This window comes from Pseudoalteromonas sp. J010 (genome assembly GCF_003934235.1).
Classification (GTDB): Bacteria; Pseudomonadota; Gammaproteobacteria; order Enterobacterales; family Alteromonadaceae; genus Pseudoalteromonas; species Pseudoalteromonas peptidolytica.
Window position 1 is genome coordinate 46,478 of record NZ_RDBW01000004.1, and the last position, 19,389, is coordinate 65,866.

Genomic DNA, 19,389 nt, shown 5'->3' on the forward strand with positions numbered 1-19,389 from the left:
CAGTCAGTGCTTGAGCAAATTGAGCGACATATGGCAGAGCCTGCACAAGCTGAGCGAGTTGCGGTAATTGACACAAACTCAAATCAAACCTTGAGTTATGGTGAGCTTAATGAAAGAGCCAAGGCATTGGCGGCGCTGTTATTAAGCGAAGGGCTGCAATCAGAGCAGCCTGTACTTGTAGCGATGACGGGGAGCGCAGATCTCATTGTGGCGATGTTGGCTGTATTAAAAGCGGGTGGATGTTATGTACCTGTTGACCCTCATTACCCTCAAGCGCGAGTCAATTACATTGCCAAAGACTGCGGTGCAGCGCTGGTTTTAACCAAGTGTGAGTTTGCCGCTTGCTTTGAGGTAGCAGAGTCAGATGATAACCACATTGACGCTGAATATCGCTCGCCACATGTTATCTGTGTTGATGACGCTAACGTGCAAGCGCGCCTTGCGGCAATATCAATACCTCAGCAGTTTCCAAAAGTTAAAGCGGAGCAGCTAGCCTATGTGATTTATACCTCTGGCACGACAGGTAACCCCAAAGGCGTAATGATAGCCCACCAAGGGTTGGCGAATTTATGTGGTTGGCACCAGCGAGCCTTTGCAGTGGATAATCATAGTGTTGCAAGTCAAACCGCCAACCCTGCCTTTGACGCGGCAACGTGGGAGATTTGGCCTTATCTATGTGCTGGCGCGAGTTTAGTATGTGTGACAAAAACCGTGCTACAGTCACCGGCCGAATTAACAACCTGCTTCAATACATATCAAGTCACGCATAGTTTTATTGCAACGCCAATCGCTCAAGCGCTGCTCTCCGAGCCTTTGTTTAACCCGCAAAGCTTGCGCTATTTATTGGTGGGTGGCGATAAGCTCGGTGCGCTACAAGCAAAAGAATACGGATTTACCCTAGTCAATAACTATGGACCTACCGAAGCTTCTGTAGTCGCGACCTCAGGCGTGGTTGAGTTTGACGAACAGGTGCCAGATATCGGCTTACCCGTCGACAATAGCCAGCTATTTATTTTAGATCCACAATTGCGCGCTGTGCCTCAGGGGATGATTGGGGAGTTATATATTACCGGAGCGGGACTTGCTAGAGGGTATTTACATCAACCACAGCTTAGCGCTGAGCGTTTTATTGAGCTACAAGCCTCTCCATCGCAAACGGTACGAGCCTATAAAACGGGAGATTTAGTACGCCAGCTTAGCAACGGCCGTATCGCCTATATGGGTCGTAACGATGGACAAGTAAAGCTGCGAGGTTATCGTATTGAGCTGGCCGAAATTGAACAGCAAATTGGGCTGCTATCGGGCGTACAAGAATGCGCGGTTCAGATAACCACAAGTGCGTCAGGGCAACCACAGTTGCAGGCATTTGTGGTGGCAAATATTGAGCCTAAGGAGCTTCAAACCCAGCTAAAGGAAAGGCTACCAAGTTATATAGTGCCAGAGCACTTTGTTATGCTCGAAAAGCTCCCTTTGACGCCGCATGGCAAGGTTGACCATCGTGCCTTGGCAACACTTGGTAAAACGCAACAGACTATCACAGTAACCGAGCCGAGCACGGTCACACCACAGGCTAACAGCATCGTTGCTCAGTTATTGGCGATTTATCGGCAGGTATTAAATACGCCATCTATGACCGCTGAAGACGACTATTTTGCGTTGGGCGGCGACTCTATTTTGAGTATTCAAATCGCCAGTAAAGCCAAAGCACTCAAGTTACCAGTGAGTGCGACTGATGTGTTTACTTACCCCAGTGCTTCGGCGCTTGCAGCAAGACTTACCCAGCAAGATATTCACCTGTCGATAGGTAAAGAAAGGCAGCCACTGGTTGGTAAACTCGATAAGTTACCAATTCAGCATTGGTTTTTTGCTCAGCAATTTGCCAAACCCAGTCATTGGGATCAGAGTGTGTTGGTGAGTGTGGATAAATCCGTCACACCTGCGCAGCTTATGGAGGTTGTAAAATATCTGCTTACCCAGCACGACGCGCTACGCTTGGTGGTTGCGGATGAAAACACCATATTTGTACGTGATAGCATTGATATTCAAAAGGTATTTACGGCGCATACACTTGAGCGTGAGGTATGGCAAGCTGAGCTGAGCGAGTTCAGTGAACAAGTGCAGCAAGGTTTTGCGTTTACTAGCACGCCACTGTTTAAAGCGGTGTTATTTATTACGCCCGACAGCGAAGCCAATAATCGCTTGCTGTTTAGTGCACATCACTTGCTAGTGGATGGTGTCTCTTGGCGGGTATTACTTGAAGATGTGAGCCAGTTACTACAGCAGCAAATAAACAATGTGCCGTTGGAGCTTCCAGCCGCAAGCGCAAATTTGGCTGAACTTGCCGACTTTTATCGTGAACTTGCATCTAATGAGCGCGATTTGCACAAATGGCAGAAGGTGGCTGCGCTGGCTGAAAGCTCACACTTATTGGGCCTAAAAGATACAAGCGCGACTCCAACCATAGTCAAAGCTCGCCACACGTTATCAGCATCGCACACCCGTGCATTATTGGGATCTGCCAACACCAGTTATGGTACGACGGCGCAAGCACTGCTGCTCAGTGCACTTGCCTGGTGTGCGCAAAAGCGTGGTGCAGGCAGTGAAGTGATCATGCTAGAAGGGCATGGCCGCGAGTCACTGACCGAGGCACTGGACAGCAGCCGCACCATCGGCTGGTTAACGGCGCTCTATCCAATGCAGTTGTTTAGTAATGGCAGCCGCTTGCATGATGTGATTTGCAGTATCAAGGCAGAGCTTGAAAGGAGCGCTAAAGTTGCCAGTAGTTATGGTGCAGCTCGGTATTTACACCCAGAGCCAAACGTTCGCTCAGCGCTTAAGATTGATACCCGAGGCTTACTGTTTTTCAACTATTTAGGCCAGCTAGATACAGTTATTGAGCAACAAGGTTTGCTGGGAGATGCTCGTGAGTCGACTGGCACTTTGGTTTCAGAGTCAAACCTCAGCTACTTTGGAGCACAACTAACGGCGGCGGTTGTGGATGGTAAACTGGCGTTAACGCTGGAGTTTGACAGCCAGCGCTTAACATCTGAAGCGGCAGAGCGATTAAGTAAAGAGATACTCGAAAGTCTAATTCAGGTCATCGAGCATTGCCAATCTCAGCCTAAACGTCATTACACAGTCAGTGACTTTGTACTTCTCAGTGGCATTTCTGAGAGGCAGTTGCAGCGCATACTTGGGCAGGTTGAAGGGGAAGTTGAGGATATTTACCCCCTAACGGGTTTACAGCAAGGCATGTGGTTCCACAGTCAAACTGCACGTGAGGCGCACACTCAACGCACGCAGCCTTATATCGAGCAAGCCAGCTTATTGCTACAAGGTTGTGTGGATATCGAGGCGTTGAGTTACGCTTGGCAGCAATTGATTAAACAGCACAGCATATTACGCTCGGCCTTTATGGACGTTGCTGGCGAGCCGCTGCAGCTGGTTTATAAACATGCCGAACTACCGCTGAATCTGGTGCAGAGTGTCGCTATTGCAGATGCGCAATCGCATGTGGTGAAATCACAGGCCGAAGTGGAGCTTGCCGAGCCGCTTAAGCTCTCGCAAGCGCCTTGTATGCGGTTAAGCTTAATCGCTTTTGATGATGGCAATGTTGGAGTGGTGTGGACGTATCATCATCTTATTATGGATGGCTGGTCACTACCGGTATTATTTGCTGAATTAGTGGCATTTTATCAAGCTCGTTGCCAAGGTGAGTTACGCCCCATTGTAGTAGATAATTTCCGCGATCATATCGAATATTTGCATACGCATGTTGACCGCGACGAAGCGTTTTGGCGGGAGTATTTGGGTGGAGTTACCACGCCCACATTACTCAGCGAAAAGGTACTACGTACTGAAAATAAAGCGGCTAGTGTTAAAGAACTTAGTGTGACGTTACCGCAATCGCTGCTAGATGCTGTGACTCGCTTTACAAGCGAGCAAGGACTTACCGTCAATCAGTTTATCCAAGGGCTCTGGGCGTATTGGGTGGCAAGTTGCTGCAACGAACCGTATGCCTTATTTGGTCAAACTATTGCAGGTAGACCTACAGCGCTTAGTAGAATGGCGCAGCGCGTTGGCTTGTATATTAATACGCAAGCGGTTTATGTCGCGATAGATCATAATGCGCGTGTGAAAGATTACCTACAAGCGGTGAAGTCGCAGCTTACGGCATTGGCGCAGCACCCGCATACACCACTGACACAAGCTCATCAGTGGTCGGGTATTGACAACGACAGTCCATTATTTGATTGCTTGTATGTTTTTGAAAATTATCCGCAAGATCCGTTACAAAATAGCGCTGAGCTGCCATTCACGGCAATCACTTTGAGTGAAGTTGACGAAACACACTATCCATTGACTTTCGTGGTCGGCGTAGGGGCGGGGTTATCGCTCACGCTGAGCTATCAGCAGCAGTGCTTTGATGAGGTGTTTATCGAGCAAAGCCTTGCGGCGATGCAGCAGCTGATGTTAGCGGCGACACAACAGCCTGAGCAAACACTCGGAGAATTGTCTTGGCAGCCTCAACATATGCAGAATAGCAAGGCACTGTCTCTGCCCACTTTTGCACTGATGCAAGCGGCACCATATCAAACGCCAAGTTTACCTATTCAGCAATTATTTGCACAAATCGCTGCTGAATTTCCTGAGCATATTGCTATTCGTGAATATAGTAGCGTCTCTGAGGAGGCTCACTGTTATCACTATTCACAGCTGGATAAAGACGCCAATCAGCTCGCCCATTACCTTGCATCACGATTAGAGCTAAGTACACCCCCAGTTATTATTGGCCTGTGTTTAGAGGCGAATTATCAGCTTATTGTGGCTATGCTTGCGGTGCTTAAATTGGGCGCGGCTTATCTACCAATTGCACCAACACTACCTGAGTCTCGACGCCGTTTGCTGTTGCAAAATGCCAATGCAGCCATGCTGATTACTAAAACAGAATATTGGCAGGGTAGCTCGGAGCTGGTGGTGCCTCAAGTCGATTTAGATAGTATTCAGGGCGCTTTGGCCGAGCAGTCCAGTCGTTGCTTTACTGCGCCATGCCTGATTGACGACCTCTGTTACGTAATTTATACCTCGGGCACCACGGGCATGCCAAAAGGGGTGATGGTGGAGCATGCCAGTGTCGTTAATTATGTGCAGACTTTAGCTACACAATATGCGATTACGCCAAGCGACAATTACCTGCAATTTGCTAGCATGAGCTTTGATGTGTTTGCGGAAGAAGTCTTTTGTACTTTACTTCGTGGTGCAACCTTGGTGATGGCACCGACGGACGACATGTTAGATCCCAATAAACTGGCGCAATTAAGCCAAGATGCTGAGTTAACACTGATGAGTTTGCCAACGGCGTATTGGCATCAACTTGCAGCAACTTCAGTCACCCTGCCAGATTCGCTGCGGATCATCACCATAGGTGGCGAGCAAATGCAGATTGCCGCGCTCACCGATTGGCAGCAGCGCTACGGCGACCGTATTCGAATAATTAATGCCTATGGCCCAACCGAAGCAACCATTTCGGCAACGCTTAATGATGTCACGCACTTCAGCGGTGCACGCGTGCCAATCGGTCAGCCTATCGCGGGTTTGTCTTTATATTTACTCGATGAACAGCTTCGAGCGGTGGCCACCGGTGTGGAAGGCGATTTATACATTGCGGGTATTGGCCTTGCCAGAGGTTACCTCAATGACGAAGAAAAGACGCAGCAAGCCTTTATTATTGAGTCAAATAGCGGCCAGCGACTTTATAAAACTGGCGATCGCGCTTGCTGTTTAGCCTCAAATGAATTGTTGTATTTAGGCCGTGGTGATGACCAAGTCAAAGTGCGCGGCTACCGTATTGAGCTGGGAGAAATTGAGCGACAACTTCAGCTGCTAGACGGGGTTGCTAATTGCGCTGTGGTGGTGCGCGAAGATGGCAGTAACAACGCGCAACTGGTGGCATTTGTGCAGCCTGCACAGCAGACTGAAGTTAGCGCGGCTTCACTACGGGGGCAACTTGGAGCGGCTTTACCTGCTTACATGATCCCTGAGTTGTTCCAATCAGTTAGCCATCTGCCGCTGACAACCAACGGCAAAGTCGATCGCAAACAGCTCACTACGCTGGCCGGTTCATACACTCTATCGCAATCCCAGCACCAAGAGGCTAAGCAGGAAAGGCTCACCCCACTACAATCGCAATTAGCGCAGCAGTTTTCCCGTCGCTTGCAGGTGGATAGAGTGTACCTTGACGATAACTTCTTCAATTTAGGTGGTCATTCGCTATTAGCGCTGCGTGTAGTGGGTGATATTAATCAGCACCTACAACTCAATTTGCCGCTGTCGGCACTGTTTGAGCATCCAACCGTGCGTGGCCTCAGTCAGCATATACAAGTATTAAGAGAGGGTCTTGGCGAACGCGATGGCAAACCTCAATTGCTTGAAACCTTAGTGTGTTTGCAAGAGGGCGAGCTTGGGTTTACACCTGTGGTGCTGATTGCGGGAGCGGGAGGTTGGCTTATGGCATTTCATGCGTTAGTGAATGGGCTTGATAGCCGTATCCCCGTTTATGGCTTGCAACCAGAGGCGCTTGCCGAGGAGCTTGAGGCGCTAACCTCCATAGAACGCACCGCCGAGTATTATTTCAGTGTATTAGCTGGTGCAGAACTTGGTGAACAAGTGCATTTGGTCGGACATTCTTTTGGCAGCTTTATTGCCTATCAACTTGCCACTTTACTTGAGCAACAAGGTCGAATTGGCTGCTCGTTAACTGTGATTGATACGCCTGTCCCAAGCAATCCAGCGCTTAACTTGGATGAAACGCAAATTGCACAAATGATGCTGGATAATCTGGTGGCATTTTTCCGCCTTAGTGTCTCTGATGCTGAAATCAGTGCTTATCAACAAGGTGATGCAACAGCACGCATTGCTTCTCTCAATCGCTGGATAAAACAAGCTGGATTTAATTTTAGTGATACGCATCTACGTCACTTTCAACAAGTTTTTAGTGCCCAACTGCGAGCAAATATTGAGATGCGGTCTATGCTTAGCGACATCCCAATCTGTGTTGTGAAAACGCAGCAAACGCAAAAATTTGAAGGCCGTCCTGTGAATAAAGACATGGGGTGGCAACCATTTAGTCACTCTCTCTCTTGTTATGAAGTCAAAGGAGATCATTTGTCCTGCTTGCAAGCCGAGCAAGTGGGGCAGTTGGTTAACATAATTGAGCGCAACTATGTGTTGCACTAGCAAAAGTACTTACTTTTAAGGATGGGAAAACAATGGATCACGCACTTTCTTTGGAATTGGATCCGACAACGATTGCAGCAGACCCTCGGATACATGACTTATCTGAGGTTAAACAAAGCGGCATGGCATGGGTGAAAAGTCACGTTCAAGAGGTAAATAATTGGGTTGAGCGAGATGGTTTTGCACTACTGCGTGGCTTAAATATTGTGAGCACAAATCAGTTTAGCACCATACTTGAGACCTTATTTGGTGAGCGTTTAAGCCAGTATATTTATCGTTCTTCTCCTCGTACCGCGTTGAACAACAATATTTATACCACGACTGAGTACCATGCTGATCAAGTGATCCTTCAACATAACGAGAATGCCTATTCCAATGTGTGGCCGATGCGAATGGGGTTCTTTTGTGTGATCCCAGCAACCTCGGGAGGTTGTACCCCCCTTGCTGATAGCCGTGAAGTTTACCGTCATATTCCAGTTGAGCTAAGAGATAAGTTTGAGCGCTTAGGCGTGCAATATGTGCGTAACTACGGTGATATTGACCTACCTTGGCAAGAAGTTTTCCAGACCGAGAGTAAGACAGAGGTTGAGCACTATTGCCAACAAAATGAAATCGAATTTACTTGGCTTGATGATAAAAGGCTACAAACCAAGCAATGGCGTCCAGCGGTCATGCGCCATCCAATTAGTGGTGAAAAGGTGTGGTTTAATCAAGCTCATTTGTTTCATTGCTCAAGCCTAGACAATCAACTCAGTGCGCACATGCGTGACAGTATCGGCAGCGAATTTTTGCCACGCAATGCTTTTTTTGGTGATGGCAGTGAGATTAGCGACCAAGACATTGCCATGATTAACCACGTTTATCGTGACTTGACTTTTGCCTACCCATGGCAAAAAAACGATATTTTGCTATTGGACAATATGCTGTTTACCCATGGCAGAGAGGCCTATACAGGTACTCGAAAAGTGCTAGTTGGCATGGCGAAAATAGCCTCGGCTTAACTGGTTAATATTAATCTTTTCCAGTGGAAGCTGGGCAATAACACTTGTTAGTGGTTACGTGGTTGGCAATGTAAGGAATTTGAACAATGAAATGGCTAATACAACTGCGGCTAAGACTGATGATGCTATTTTGCATCACCCTAGCGCTTGCATCTTGTTTGCAGAAAAAAAGTATCGCGGATAATCACACCATCATGCCGAATCAATTAGAAATGATAGCAGCGGTGGTGAAAGAGTACTGCGATGCAAACCTTTTCTTTGGCACTATTTATATTACGTCAGTTGATAAAGTAATTTACCAGCATCACTGCGGGCCACAAAATATGCAGTATGATGTCGCGAACAGTGTGAAGTCGAAGTATCGCATTGGCTCCAATACCAAAGCGTTTTCGGCCGCTATTCTAATGAAGATGTTAGATGGTAAAGACTTACGGCAGGAAACCATTGGCGACCACTTGCCTTGGTATCCAGATAATCAATGCGCCGATGTGTCATTGCATCACCTACTTACCATGTCATCTGGGATCAATAACTACAGTGACAACGAAGCGGTGTACGACAACTATGGTTGGCGACCCTATTTATATGACTCAAATCTAGACCTTAACGGACCAGAAGACTTTAGTAATCGTTTTTGTACTTGTGGTGCTGAAGCGGGGCAAAGTGGCACTCCCTCGTTCACGCCTGGCAGTAAGTATGAATACAGTAACTGTAACTACTATCTTATTGGTAACATTATCGAGCAGTTAGCGGCGGGTAAACAGGGCAATATTGGTCGTGAGTATTGGTTTGCCAATATTGTTCAAGAGCAAATTCTAAACCCACTTAACATGACTGACAGTGGCTCATATAGCGCGATAGGTGTGTATTCGAATATGACCACAGGTTACATCTACAACCAAAACCAGTATTTACCTCTAGCGAATGGCCGTCCACCAGCTACTGGTGGGCCAGCCCCCTATGAAGATATTTTGGTTAATCCTTACAGTAATCCGCTAGTGCTTTACTCTGCCGGAGATTTATATTCGACCGTAGAGGATATGCACAAGTGGGATCAAGGGTTATATGGTACGCAGATCTTAAGTGATGCCCAAAAACTGGCAGCCTTTGCACCCTATTCCAATACCGGCAGTAGCACAGAGTGTGAATATTATGGTTATGGTTGGTTTGTAACCTATGTCGACCCTAACCAGTATGGCAAAGTAGCAAATTGCCCCGAAAACCCAGCAGACGCTAACCTTAGAATGTATGAAAAGTTTTTACAGTATTCAGGAAGTTACCCCTATTCATGGGTGACTAGTTTTACTCGTTTACTGGAACGAGATCAAAGCATCATGGTGTTTAGCAACTATGTAAAAGAAGGGATTGAGTCAGATTGTATCGCCAAGGAGATCCGTAACATTATCTTCTATAGTGATAAACACCGCACTGAGGAATGTCAGCAAGATTTAAATCAGGCATAACGCGGTGAGAGAAAACATCGAGCTCTGATGCTCGGTTAAACAAATTAATAGAACACCTGTGGTAGGTGGCAACGTTTCGCTCAGCTGTATTTGTGACACTGTGCAAATCCTTGGTTGTTCTTAGGTTTACTTCTTCATGATTAATGAAGGTAGTAAAGCCCATCTTTGAATGAGCATAGCTTGTGAAATTATGGGTGCTAGGGCAAGTGCCGTGTTGGCACTTGGTGGGTTCGACAACTGTTTAAGTAAATCATAGAGGATGAATTATGGCAGTGACAAAAACAGCGAAGGACGACAAGGTAAGCGAAGCGCCAGAACAACAGGAATCACAACTTGTTGCTGATGAGGATAGAGCAGCTGTTGCTCAGCTGATTGTCGACAAATACACCAAATGGTCGTTTGGCTCTGGGTTTATTCCCTTGCCTGCGGTTGATTTAGTGGCGTTGACGGGGATCCAAATGAAGATGATAGGCGAAGTCGCGAAAGTCTATGGTCAATCATATGGAGACAATAAGTTGCGTGGCACAGTAAGCGCATTGATCGGCGGCTCTTTTCCACAAACCTTAGGGGGCGCGGGACTAAGCAGCTTTTTGAAGGCGGTTCCTGTGCTTGGTACGTTAAGCGCAATCGCATTTATGCCTATAGTGTCTGCGGCATCAACACATGCAGTGGGCTCTACGTTTGTTCGACACTTTGAAAATGGCGGTACGCTGATAAACCTGAATTTAGCAAGTATGAAAGGGGATATCGCAGATATTGCAGCTAAGTATCGTGCAAATAAGGGAAATGCGGACGCAACCGCTACAGCGGATAAAGCCACAGTATAACGATACTGGCTGAAATAAACCGGCAGGCAACTGCTGGTTTATTTTCCGTTTGTCGTCAATCACAACTTGGAGCAACTTATGTTAATTGCGTTGTATTTAGTGTTATGTGTTTTAACTGGGTATTGGGGGCGTCACACCTTTGCGGGGCCGGTAGGATTCTTTCTCATCTCATTGATGTTCACGCCTGTTATAGGGTTGATTATTTTACTCGTTGGGCAAAGACGCAAACCATTGGCCGAGCAAGATGAAGAATAGCCATTTCTGTTGTCACGGCTTTAACTAGATATCAATATAACCAGATGTTTTAAAGCGATATTCTTTTGTTTTTGACCTGTGGTTTTTATTTTTAGGGACTATGCTTAATTGCATGCGCGGGCAGTAGCCCAATAACAATAAAAGATAATAATAATGGTATTGTACGAATTAATTCGCCGACATATTCAGATAAAAAAACGGACCTTTTTTGCACTTGGGTGTATTTCTGGTTTGGCTAATGCGCTGGTGCTTGCACTTATCAACAACGTAGCAGCCAATATTTCTGACATAAATAAAGAAAACCACATACTCTATTATCTTGTGTTGTTTTCACTCACTATTGCGATTTATGGTTTGACTCAGCAACGCTTAATGRCCAAGGCTGCACAAATGGTTGAGCGTGCCATAGATAAACTGAGGGTCGATTYATTTGAAAGCATTCGCCACACTGAGTTATCAACACTGGAAAAAGTTGGTAAGGAACGGATTTTCAATACGATAAGTAAAGAACTCCAGACCATATCTCAATCAGCGCAGCTTTTTGTGATCATCGGTCAGTCTATTAGTTTAGTATTCTTCACATCGCTTTATATCGCTTGGCATTCATTTGTAGCCTTTATGGTTATCTCAACACTTATCATGGTGGGTGCCAGTATACACCGCTTAAGAGCGAATGAGATTCAGCGCAACATGCGGATCTCCTTTGACAGTGAAAACCAGCTTATTCAGCGCTTATCTGATTTGCTTGATGGCTTTAAAGAAGTAAAACTGAGTGAGCCAAGAGCAGAAGACTTAGAGCGGGAATATCGTCGCGATTCTAATCGTGCTAGGCGAGCGAAGACAAAAACACAAACTCTGTTTGCAACAGACTTTATTTTGTCACAAATAACGTTTTTTACCGCAACCGGTGCAATGGTTTTTATTGTTCCTATGCTATCCGATGTCTATACAGATGTCGTGATCAAAGTCACTACTGCATCGTTATTTTTAATCGGTCCAATTACCAGCATTGTTGGTGGGATCCCAGTATTCACAACCGCAACCGAGGCGGCACAAAATGTCTTGGCACTAGAGCGTGATCTTAAAACGATAGCAGACCAACAGCATACCGAGAGGCTGAAATCTACCGAAAACCTCACATCATTTAAAGCCATTACTATGCAAGGCGCGTTTTATCAGCACCAGAAGAAATCCAGTGACCGCCCTTTTTCCGTAGGGCCTGTTGATATTACATTCGAGCAAGGGAAAACCACTTTTATTACCGGTGGAAATGGTAGTGGCAAAACCACATTTATTCGTATGCTGACAGGTTTATATGCGCTTCAAGGCGGACAAATTTTATTAAATGGTCAAGCTGTGACTGATGATAATCGGCTCGCATATCGAAGTTTATTCACCGCTGTCTTTGCCGATTTTCATTTGTTCCAGCAGCTCTATGGTATTCGTGATTTGAGTGCTCAAGAAATAGACAAGTGGTTAGACTTTCTGGAGATGCGTGCCAAAGTCAGTATTCAAGAAGGAGCGTTTAGTACCATTGACTTGTCATCAGGGCAGCGAAAGCGATTGGCGCTACTGAGCACTATTTTAGAAAATAGGCCTATTTACATTTTTGATGAGTGGGCGGCAGATCAAGACCCTATCTTTAGACGCAAATTCTACGAACAAGTGTTACCACGCTTAAAGGCTCGTGGTAACACGATTATCGCCATCACTCACGATGATGCTTACTTCCACTTAGCTGATACACACTTAAAAATGGAAGAAGGACAACTATTTACCCATCAAGATAGTGAAAGTAATGGAGTGCTATCATGAATGTTACTATCCCTGAAGATTTTGGTTTATATGCTGTTGGTGGTGTCGTACTGGCACTTATTCTTTCAAACTTGTTTATGCGGGCGTTAAAGCGCCATAAACCCAAATGGCATAAACGCATATTGTCTTGGCGCTTTCGTGCTGGTGTGACGTTACTAATTTTGCTTTTTATCGCCGTTGTTTTGGTCAAAGTTGTCTTTATAAAAATAGATTCAGGGCAGGTGGGAGTGATATGGAAGCGCTTTGGCGGCACGTATGTTGAGCACCCGTTTTATGAAGGGACAGTTTTAGTATACCCATGGGATACGTTGACGATTTATTCCAGCCGCTTCCAAACGACCACCACAGAGATCCATGCTATTACCTCTGAGGGACTGAGGATAAAAATGGAAATAACGGTGCGTTACCGCCCCGTCGTGGAGCATATTCCTTATTTACACAAGTTAGTTGGGGAAGACTATCTAGATGAAATTGTGATCCCAGAAGTTGCATCTGCGGTGCGCATGATTGTTTCTGACTATACCGCCGAGGAAGTATACGCAAATCAACGCTTAAAGATTCAAGATAAGCTGTTAAGCACTGTCCTGAGAGAGGTTCAGTTGCAAGAAAAAACCATACTAAAGCAAGAAAAGAGCGAGATGCAGGGGCATAATTTGGTAAATCTAGACGACATGCTAATTCGCCATGTAGATATTCCAGAAGGGGTGCATAATGCAATTATAGCGAAAGTAAACCAAATGCACTTGTATCAAGAGTACGAAATGCGCTTGGATGTTGCTGAAAAAGAAGCAGAGCGAAAGAAAGTTGAAGCCATGGGGATAGCTGATTTTCAAGAGAAGGTGAGTGGGGGGATCTCTGAAACTTACCTAAGATGGCGCGGCATAGAAGCAACCATTGAATTAGCCAAATCGAACAATGCAAAAGTGGTGGTTATTGGTAGTGGAAAAGATGGGTTACCACTGATTTTAAACACTGAAAATGGGGGAAGTGCTTTACCAGCTTCGGTGCAGCCAGTGGCAGGGGATCCGCAAAACCAAGAACCGCAAACCCCCAATGCTATTACTAAACCAAAATAATACCAATATTCTTAATTAGGTGGTCTATTTTGAGGCGAGAAAACCTTGTCGATAACCCCGCTACCGCGTCCTGTTATCGCCAAGGTACCTACATCCACGAAGGTAAGGCTAAAAATTTGCTATTTAGTTGTTCTAAATAAGAAATTTTTAACGCTATTAGCGTCAGATTTACTCCTTCAAATTGAGCAAGCATTAAGTCAAATTGGTAAAAGAGACCAAAGTGAGCCTCACTGCAATACGGTCGATCATAGCCTATCCTAGCCCTAAGTTAGTTACATTTTGATTCTCACGCACTACACTGTGTTGCGTGAGAAAAGGCAAGGATAATAAAAAATGCAAATTGATTTACACCATGGTATGACATGGGTTGTTGCCCGTGCTGCGGGATTCACTGAACAAGAAGCTGAAATTATTGCTCACGCGTCGCAATATGTAGACGATGCAACAAATTACGGTCATATCGAGTTTGATAACGGGGCTGCCTATGAGCGTATCGCTACCGCACATAAAATGCTTGATTATAAAAACCTCGACAGCCTGAAGAATATGAAAGTGTGGGTGCCTTTTCATTTTTTACCAGGCAATGGAGGGTTGCCCGCAGGACAAAACCCCTCCGGCAGTTTTATTCAAAAACTGGTCTGTAAACCGTATTCATATGTAGCAAAAGACATGATTACTGAATGTATAGCAGATAAGGCAAGGCCATATGGATTACATCGCCTAGGTATTACCTCTCATGTATTCATCGATACATGGGGCCATCAAGGGTTTGCTGGAATACAACATAAAGTCAATAAAGTTAATGAAATAAAAGACTTAAATGGCGAAGCGGAAGAAACATGGAGCGAACGTATCAGCGAATATTTTTCTGATATTTTTCAAGATGATATTCCAAGCCTTGGACATGGGCAGGCACTGTCTCACCCAGATCAGCCGCATCAAGTGTGGAGCTATATCAACGGTTTGGATGAGAAAGTGGTAAGAGATAACCCAAGCGATTTTCTGGTTGCTGCTGATGAGCTGTGCAAAGTCTATCAAGCTTATCGGGGAAAAGAGATAACAGGCTTGGGTGAGTCAGTAAAGCAAGAAATAGCAAAGTGCTTTATTGAATTTAATATGGATGATGGTGAAGTGCGCCACCAATTGTGGCTTGATTCAATCAAAACCGATAGATTTGGCCTAGGTGCATACACACTTACTTATATTGCCAAAGGCGAAGGGTCGTGGAAGCATCAAGCGCTAGGCACGACACGTGCTAAAGGTGATGACGATAGCTATCCATTTCGCCGTGAATTTTTAACTTCTAATTGGAAGTATTTTCATGATGCGGCTAAAAAGCATCGCCTCTGTGTAATTGATGATATTTTGCCCAGATATGGGATTTGTGTCAGCTAAGCTTCCGTAAAGTAAGTGCAGCTAGGCTGCACTATTCTTGTGTTTAAAATAGCTCGGAAGAAAGTTCACGGGATTGTGAGTTTTGGTTAATATGCCAAGTTTCGACGAGGCGAGTTGTACCACCTGAGTTTTTACAAATTAATTCTGTCACCAGTACTTTATAAAAACCACTGTATTTAGCCTCACCCGCAACATTTAAGACATCACTATAAAACCCACCTTGATGTCTTTCATTGAAAAATGTTGGGTTACCACCGACATAATTGGCCTTTCGGCACTGGCCTTGGTGCGAGTTGTTATTAATATTAATCAAGCCGGTATATTGAACATCTGCAAAATACCCAGGACCATTACTCGGCGTTTGCCAATCAGCCACTGTGATTTCACTGTGCCATGCAACGGCGGGAGCCTTAGGTATCTTGTGGTAGACTATCGCTTCTTCACCTGAAGGTAATGTGCAGCTGAGTTTAAGCGACTTTTCTGTTAGCTTATGCTCCGCAGGAATAGGACCAGAAATAAAGGGCGTGTTGAATGTCAGAGGAGCAATCAAATTGCCAGTTTGTGTATTAACCACTTCAAATTGATGGCACTCATCCACTGTTAGGCCACCTGTGAGTGCATTAAAGTACTCAGTTGTACCTGCACGAGCTGAGATAAAATCAACAGGTGCGCCCTGATACTGCGAATGATCTCCTGCACCATCCTGATCATAAAATACCTGAGTAGCAAAAACAGAAGTGGAACTACAAGCCAATACCATCGCAAGTAGTCGAGTGTTGAATGTAACCATAGTTTCTCCTTTACAGTTTTGTTTTTTATTCAGTTCCAATATAAGGTAAATGTAATTACATACAACTTTTTGATTTTTCAGGTTTTAGCAACTATCTAATTACTGCAACTGCAATCTGGATCGATATGTGAAGTGAGTATAAAGGCTTAGAACTTCACTAACGCTAGATGAGTGGAGTTCAAGTGGGTAGAGATTTGAGTTATTAGAGAGGAAGTGGACAGTATGTTGATGTGTGAAATCATTGCTATTCGCCAACATTGAGTAAAAAGCTTTATGCGCTTATGGCTCTTCCAGTGGTAAATTATGAGATGTGAAAGAATCTACTATTTTCTAGCCTCATTTTGGTGTTGTTGAAATGCCGAATATTGTTGCGGGTTAATCATAATTTACCGTTTTAAATTGCAGACTAAGCATTCGCTTTTTTGCAAAAACTATTTTTGATTTGCAGAATGTAGAGCTACCAACGCCTGTTTTTGAGCTTTTTTAATCATGCCGACCGGTGTTTATACATAGTGAGGTGACCAGCACTATGTGAAAAATGCTGTATTTAGCCTCACCCATCATCTTCATTACAAAATCCACACGTAATGTGACTTATAGTCCGTAGACACATTGTCTACATTGATAAATTATCCCTTTAGCATTAGAGGGTTATCATGAACGAAGAAAAAATTCTCCAAGTATTTGGACTACATATTAAAAGCTTGAGGCTAAAGCTAGGCCTTAGTCAAGAGGAGCTTGCTTCTCTGTGTGAGCTTGATAGAACATATATTAGCGGAATAGAGCGGGGCAAAAGAAATATCAGTCTGTTAAACATTTTAAAGCTTGCTGATTCTTTGCAGTCTTCAGCGTCAGAGCTCATGAATTTTAAGAGTAAGGATAATAATGACAAGCCCATATAGTCACTTTGTGGATGAATTAGCAGAAAAGCACGGTGTGAGTAAAACTGGATTATTAAAAAAGTTTCTTGAGTTTAAGACTCGAGCTGTAAGAGGGAATAGCAAATCTAGAAGAAATTGGGCCGCGGTTTATACGATATCCGTGATTTGTGAGGACTATGTGGCTGGACAAAAGAATGGCTCATCTTCCACATCTCTGCTGCGTAGGATTAGACAGAAGCCCTATGGAAGTAAACTTCAAAATCACCATCTGGATAACAGATTAAATGGCGAGTTTAAGAAAAAATACCGAACAGATTTAGAAATCATGGACATAGATGGTGCTAACCGGCAAGTATCAGAAGCTATTTTGGGTGAAGCTGGAGATAAACCTGAAGCCGTGGCTAAATTTGCGGTAGATGTGGTTGCTACATATGCGTCAATTATCGCGAAAATCGAGAATGACTTTTTAACTGAAATTTCATCCGCCAATACCCAGCAAGATATACTAAAAACAATAGTTAAGGCTTTCAATGCCACCTCAGATGCAAGAACTTTTGAAATTGTTTCTTTCGCTATCTTACATTTGTCTTTCAAGAAAATTAAAGCTTCATTCTCCACAAGCTCCGGTGAAATTGAGACTAGCCCATTAATGCTTTATAAAACTGGAAGAACTAACGCTAATGATGGAGGTATCGACTTTGTACTCAAGCCAATAGGAAAGTTTTTTCAAGTTACAGAAGGTATCGATTTCAAAAAGTACTTTTTAGATTTTGATAAGGTGAACCGGTTTCCTCTGAGTTTTGTGGTGAAGACAAGCTTAAGTGTAGATGAAGTACAAAGCCAAATTAGACTTAAGGCCAGCCGGGAAATGGATGAGCTAAAAGTGGAGCTTTATATGTCTTTATTTGAGGATATATATACCTTAAATGAGCTAAGTGATTACCTCCGACAACTTTCTACAGATAACAATTCAATTGAGCAGCTGAAACAAATTATTATCAACTGCTATAAGCTCGAGTTTGGTTTATCTGATTAAAGGGTTTTGCTGTGGCGAAGCACTTGTTTCAGCTTCTTTCTGCCTATTTTTTTTGGATAAATTGTTGGTCTTTCTTTTTTTCTCTTTTGCTAGCTCTTGCTCAGAATAATGGGATGGAAGCTCGAGTCTTCTAATTCCCATTTTCACGTATTCTTCATTGATCTCGATACCAATAAATTTACGATTGAAGCGCTTTGCAACAGCGCCCGTGGTAAAGCTTCCTGAAAACGGATCAAGGACGTAATCCCCTTCGTTTGAAGATGCTTTTACAATACGCTCAAGCAGTGATTCTGGTTTTTGGGTTGGATGATTTTCATACTCATCCATCTTGAACCTAACTCTTGGGAACTCCCAAACATTACCAGGGACTTTTTTCGTATTGTAAGGCTGAGGAGGGTTTTTTCGATAATCTATTAGCTGCCTTTTAGCGCCTGTTTTCGCCTCAACTAAYATATCTTCATGATTGAAAGTATAGTTTTTAGGGTGTTTAGTAAGCATTAATATCGGCTCATACATAGATCCAAAGTATGTCTTTGCTTGAACACCAGAGCTATCATAGCTCCAAATCACTCTGCTTTTTATAGTGAATAGTTTCCGACAGTAAATATCCAAAAAGGGCATATTTTCGGTACTATTCATTAAATAGAATGTTCCATTTGGCTTGAGTACTCTAAAGCAATCATCAATCCATTCGTAACACCATGCAAGAAAATCTTCTTCAGTCCACTTTTCCTTTAAACCATCGAAATCTTTGCCTATGTTATACGGTGGATCTGCGAAAATTAAGTTCACTGATTCGTCAGGAATTGCTTTTAAACCCAGCAGGACATCACCGTGAATAATCTTTTGATTTTCATCTGAAAAAGTTTGATTTATAACATCAAATCGAGCGGCCATTAGAATACTCAAAGGAACATAAAAGCGTGACGCATAGTCTACATTTTAATATATTACATAACAACTGAATTGAATATGGTACATAACGCTAAGGCGTTACCAAGTATAAAAACAGAAAGTGCTATTGATAGTAAACTTAGGGGTGAAATGGTGGCCCCACCTGGACTCGAACCAGGGACCTACCGATTATGAGTCGGGTGCTCTAACCAACTGAGCTATAGGGCCATTTTGTGTTTTTGCGCGTAACATTCGTCCATGAAGCTTGGTTCCGGTCTCGGATTCAACGCTCAGGGTCGCTGCGCTTATATCCCTTTGCTTCCTCGACGTAAACTTTCTTTGAAAGTTTACCCAACTGAGCTAAAGGGCTATTTTGCTTTGTGGTTTAAAGGTAAATCACTGAAAGCGCAGGCAGTATAAAAATTTTTAACAGGCTTGTCACTATTAAAACGAGAAAAAATCGAGATGAATGTACTGATTGCTTAATTATGAAGCAAAGTGGAGTGTGAAGTAGCTTTTGCAGTAGAGATAGAATTAATTTTAGCGTCAGAAAGTTCGTGCTTTTCTCGCTCGTCGAGGAGCGATGGCCGTAAAAATGATTGGCTTAGTTTAGCTTTTTCAAATGTTATGTCGATAGGAACGAACAAGCTTGTTCCTATTAGTATTCTTAAATTTATATTTTTAAGTGGTTACGCAGCCGCTACCGTCTTTCGAAGAAAT

General features: G+C 44.0%; 12 protein-coding genes and 1 tRNA gene (1 of these 13 running past the window's edge). 10 read left to right on the top strand and 3 right to left on the bottom strand.

The genetic code is table 11. The features are described 5' to 3' along the window. The 8 genes from EAG18_RS03400 to EAG18_RS03435 all read left to right on the top strand — a co-directional run. On the top strand, positions 1-7,236 hold the 3' portion of the coding sequence (locus EAG18_RS03400) for a non-ribosomal peptide synthetase (RefSeq protein WP_125251100.1). Its footprint begins 4,821 nt before the window's first position; only the last 7,236 of its 12,057 coding nucleotides appear in the window; its start codon lies beyond the left edge, outside the window; the stop codon is at positions 7,234-7,236. Between the two features lie 32 nt (positions 7,237-7,268). Further along, positions 7,269-8,237 carry a TauD/TfdA family dioxygenase gene (locus EAG18_RS03405; RefSeq protein ID WP_125251002.1) on the top strand — a complete coding sequence of 323 codons (969 nt, stop codon included), beginning with the start codon at positions 7,269-7,271 and terminating at the stop codon, positions 8,235-8,237. Positions 8,238-8,323: 86 nt separating this feature from the next. After that, a complete protein-coding gene (locus EAG18_RS03410) occupies positions 8,324-9,700 on the top strand; it encodes a serine hydrolase domain-containing protein (protein WP_125251003.1) in 1,377 nt (458 codons plus the stop codon). 266 nt (positions 9,701-9,966) lie between these two features. Continuing rightward, entirely contained in the window at positions 9,967-10,527 is a 561-nt protein-coding gene (locus EAG18_RS03415) for a DUF697 domain-containing protein (protein ID WP_125251004.1), read from the top strand. A 78-nt stretch (positions 10,528-10,605) separates the two neighbouring features. Further along, positions 10,606-10,782: a hypothetical protein gene (locus EAG18_RS22115; RefSeq protein WP_167508250.1), complete on the top strand. Its 177-nt coding sequence runs from the start codon at positions 10,606-10,608 to the stop codon at positions 10,780-10,782. Between the two features lie 153 nt (positions 10,783-10,935). After that, positions 10,936-12,597: a cyclic peptide export ABC transporter gene (locus tag EAG18_RS03420; protein ID WP_125251005.1), complete on the top strand. Its 1,662-nt coding sequence runs from the start codon at positions 10,936-10,938 to the stop codon at positions 12,595-12,597. After that, on the top strand, positions 12,594-13,673 hold the full coding sequence (locus tag EAG18_RS03425; protein WP_125251006.1) for a prohibitin family protein: 1,080 nt from the start codon (positions 12,594-12,596) through the stop codon (positions 13,671-13,673). Before EAG18_RS03420 ends, EAG18_RS03425 begins: the two co-directional genes overlap by 4 nt. Positions 13,674-14,006: 333 nt before the next feature. Beyond that, positions 14,007-15,068, top strand: a complete 1,062-nt coding sequence (locus EAG18_RS03435) for a DUF6765 family protein (RefSeq protein ID WP_125251008.1) — start codon at positions 14,007-14,009, stop codon at positions 15,066-15,068. A gap of 43 nt (positions 15,069-15,111) precedes the next feature. Here EAG18_RS03435 and EAG18_RS03440 read toward each other — a convergent pair whose 3' ends face one another. Beyond that, positions 15,112-15,858 (bottom strand): hypothetical protein, encoded by a 747-nt coding sequence (locus tag EAG18_RS03440; RefSeq protein WP_125251009.1) that lies wholly within the window; start codon positions 15,856-15,858, stop codon positions 15,112-15,114. Between the two features lie 656 nt (positions 15,859-16,514). Between EAG18_RS03440 and EAG18_RS03445 the strand changes: the two genes are divergently transcribed. Both EAG18_RS03445 and EAG18_RS03450 read left to right on the top strand, forming a co-directional pair. Further along, the gene (locus EAG18_RS03445; RefSeq protein ID WP_125251010.1) at positions 16,515-16,760 is read left to right on the top strand and encodes a helix-turn-helix transcriptional regulator; all 246 of its coding nucleotides are present in this window, start codon (positions 16,515-16,517) and stop codon (positions 16,758-16,760) included. Next, a complete protein-coding gene (locus tag EAG18_RS03450; protein ID WP_125251011.1) occupies positions 16,744-17,775 on the top strand; it encodes a type II restriction endonuclease in 1,032 nt (343 codons plus the stop codon). The genes EAG18_RS03445 and EAG18_RS03450 overlap by 17 nt, the downstream gene beginning before the upstream one ends. Here the strand turns inward: EAG18_RS03450 and yhdJ are convergent. Further along, complete coding sequence (gene yhdJ, locus EAG18_RS03455) at positions 17,764-18,672, bottom strand: adenine-specific DNA-methyltransferase (RefSeq protein WP_125251012.1); 909 nt, start codon at positions 18,670-18,672, stop codon at positions 17,764-17,766. The genes EAG18_RS03450 and yhdJ overlap by 12 nt on opposite strands. Positions 18,673-18,820: 148 nt before the next feature. Next, positions 18,821-18,897, bottom strand: a tRNA-Ile gene (locus tag EAG18_RS03460). Between the last annotated feature and the right edge of the window lie 492 nt (positions 18,898-19,389).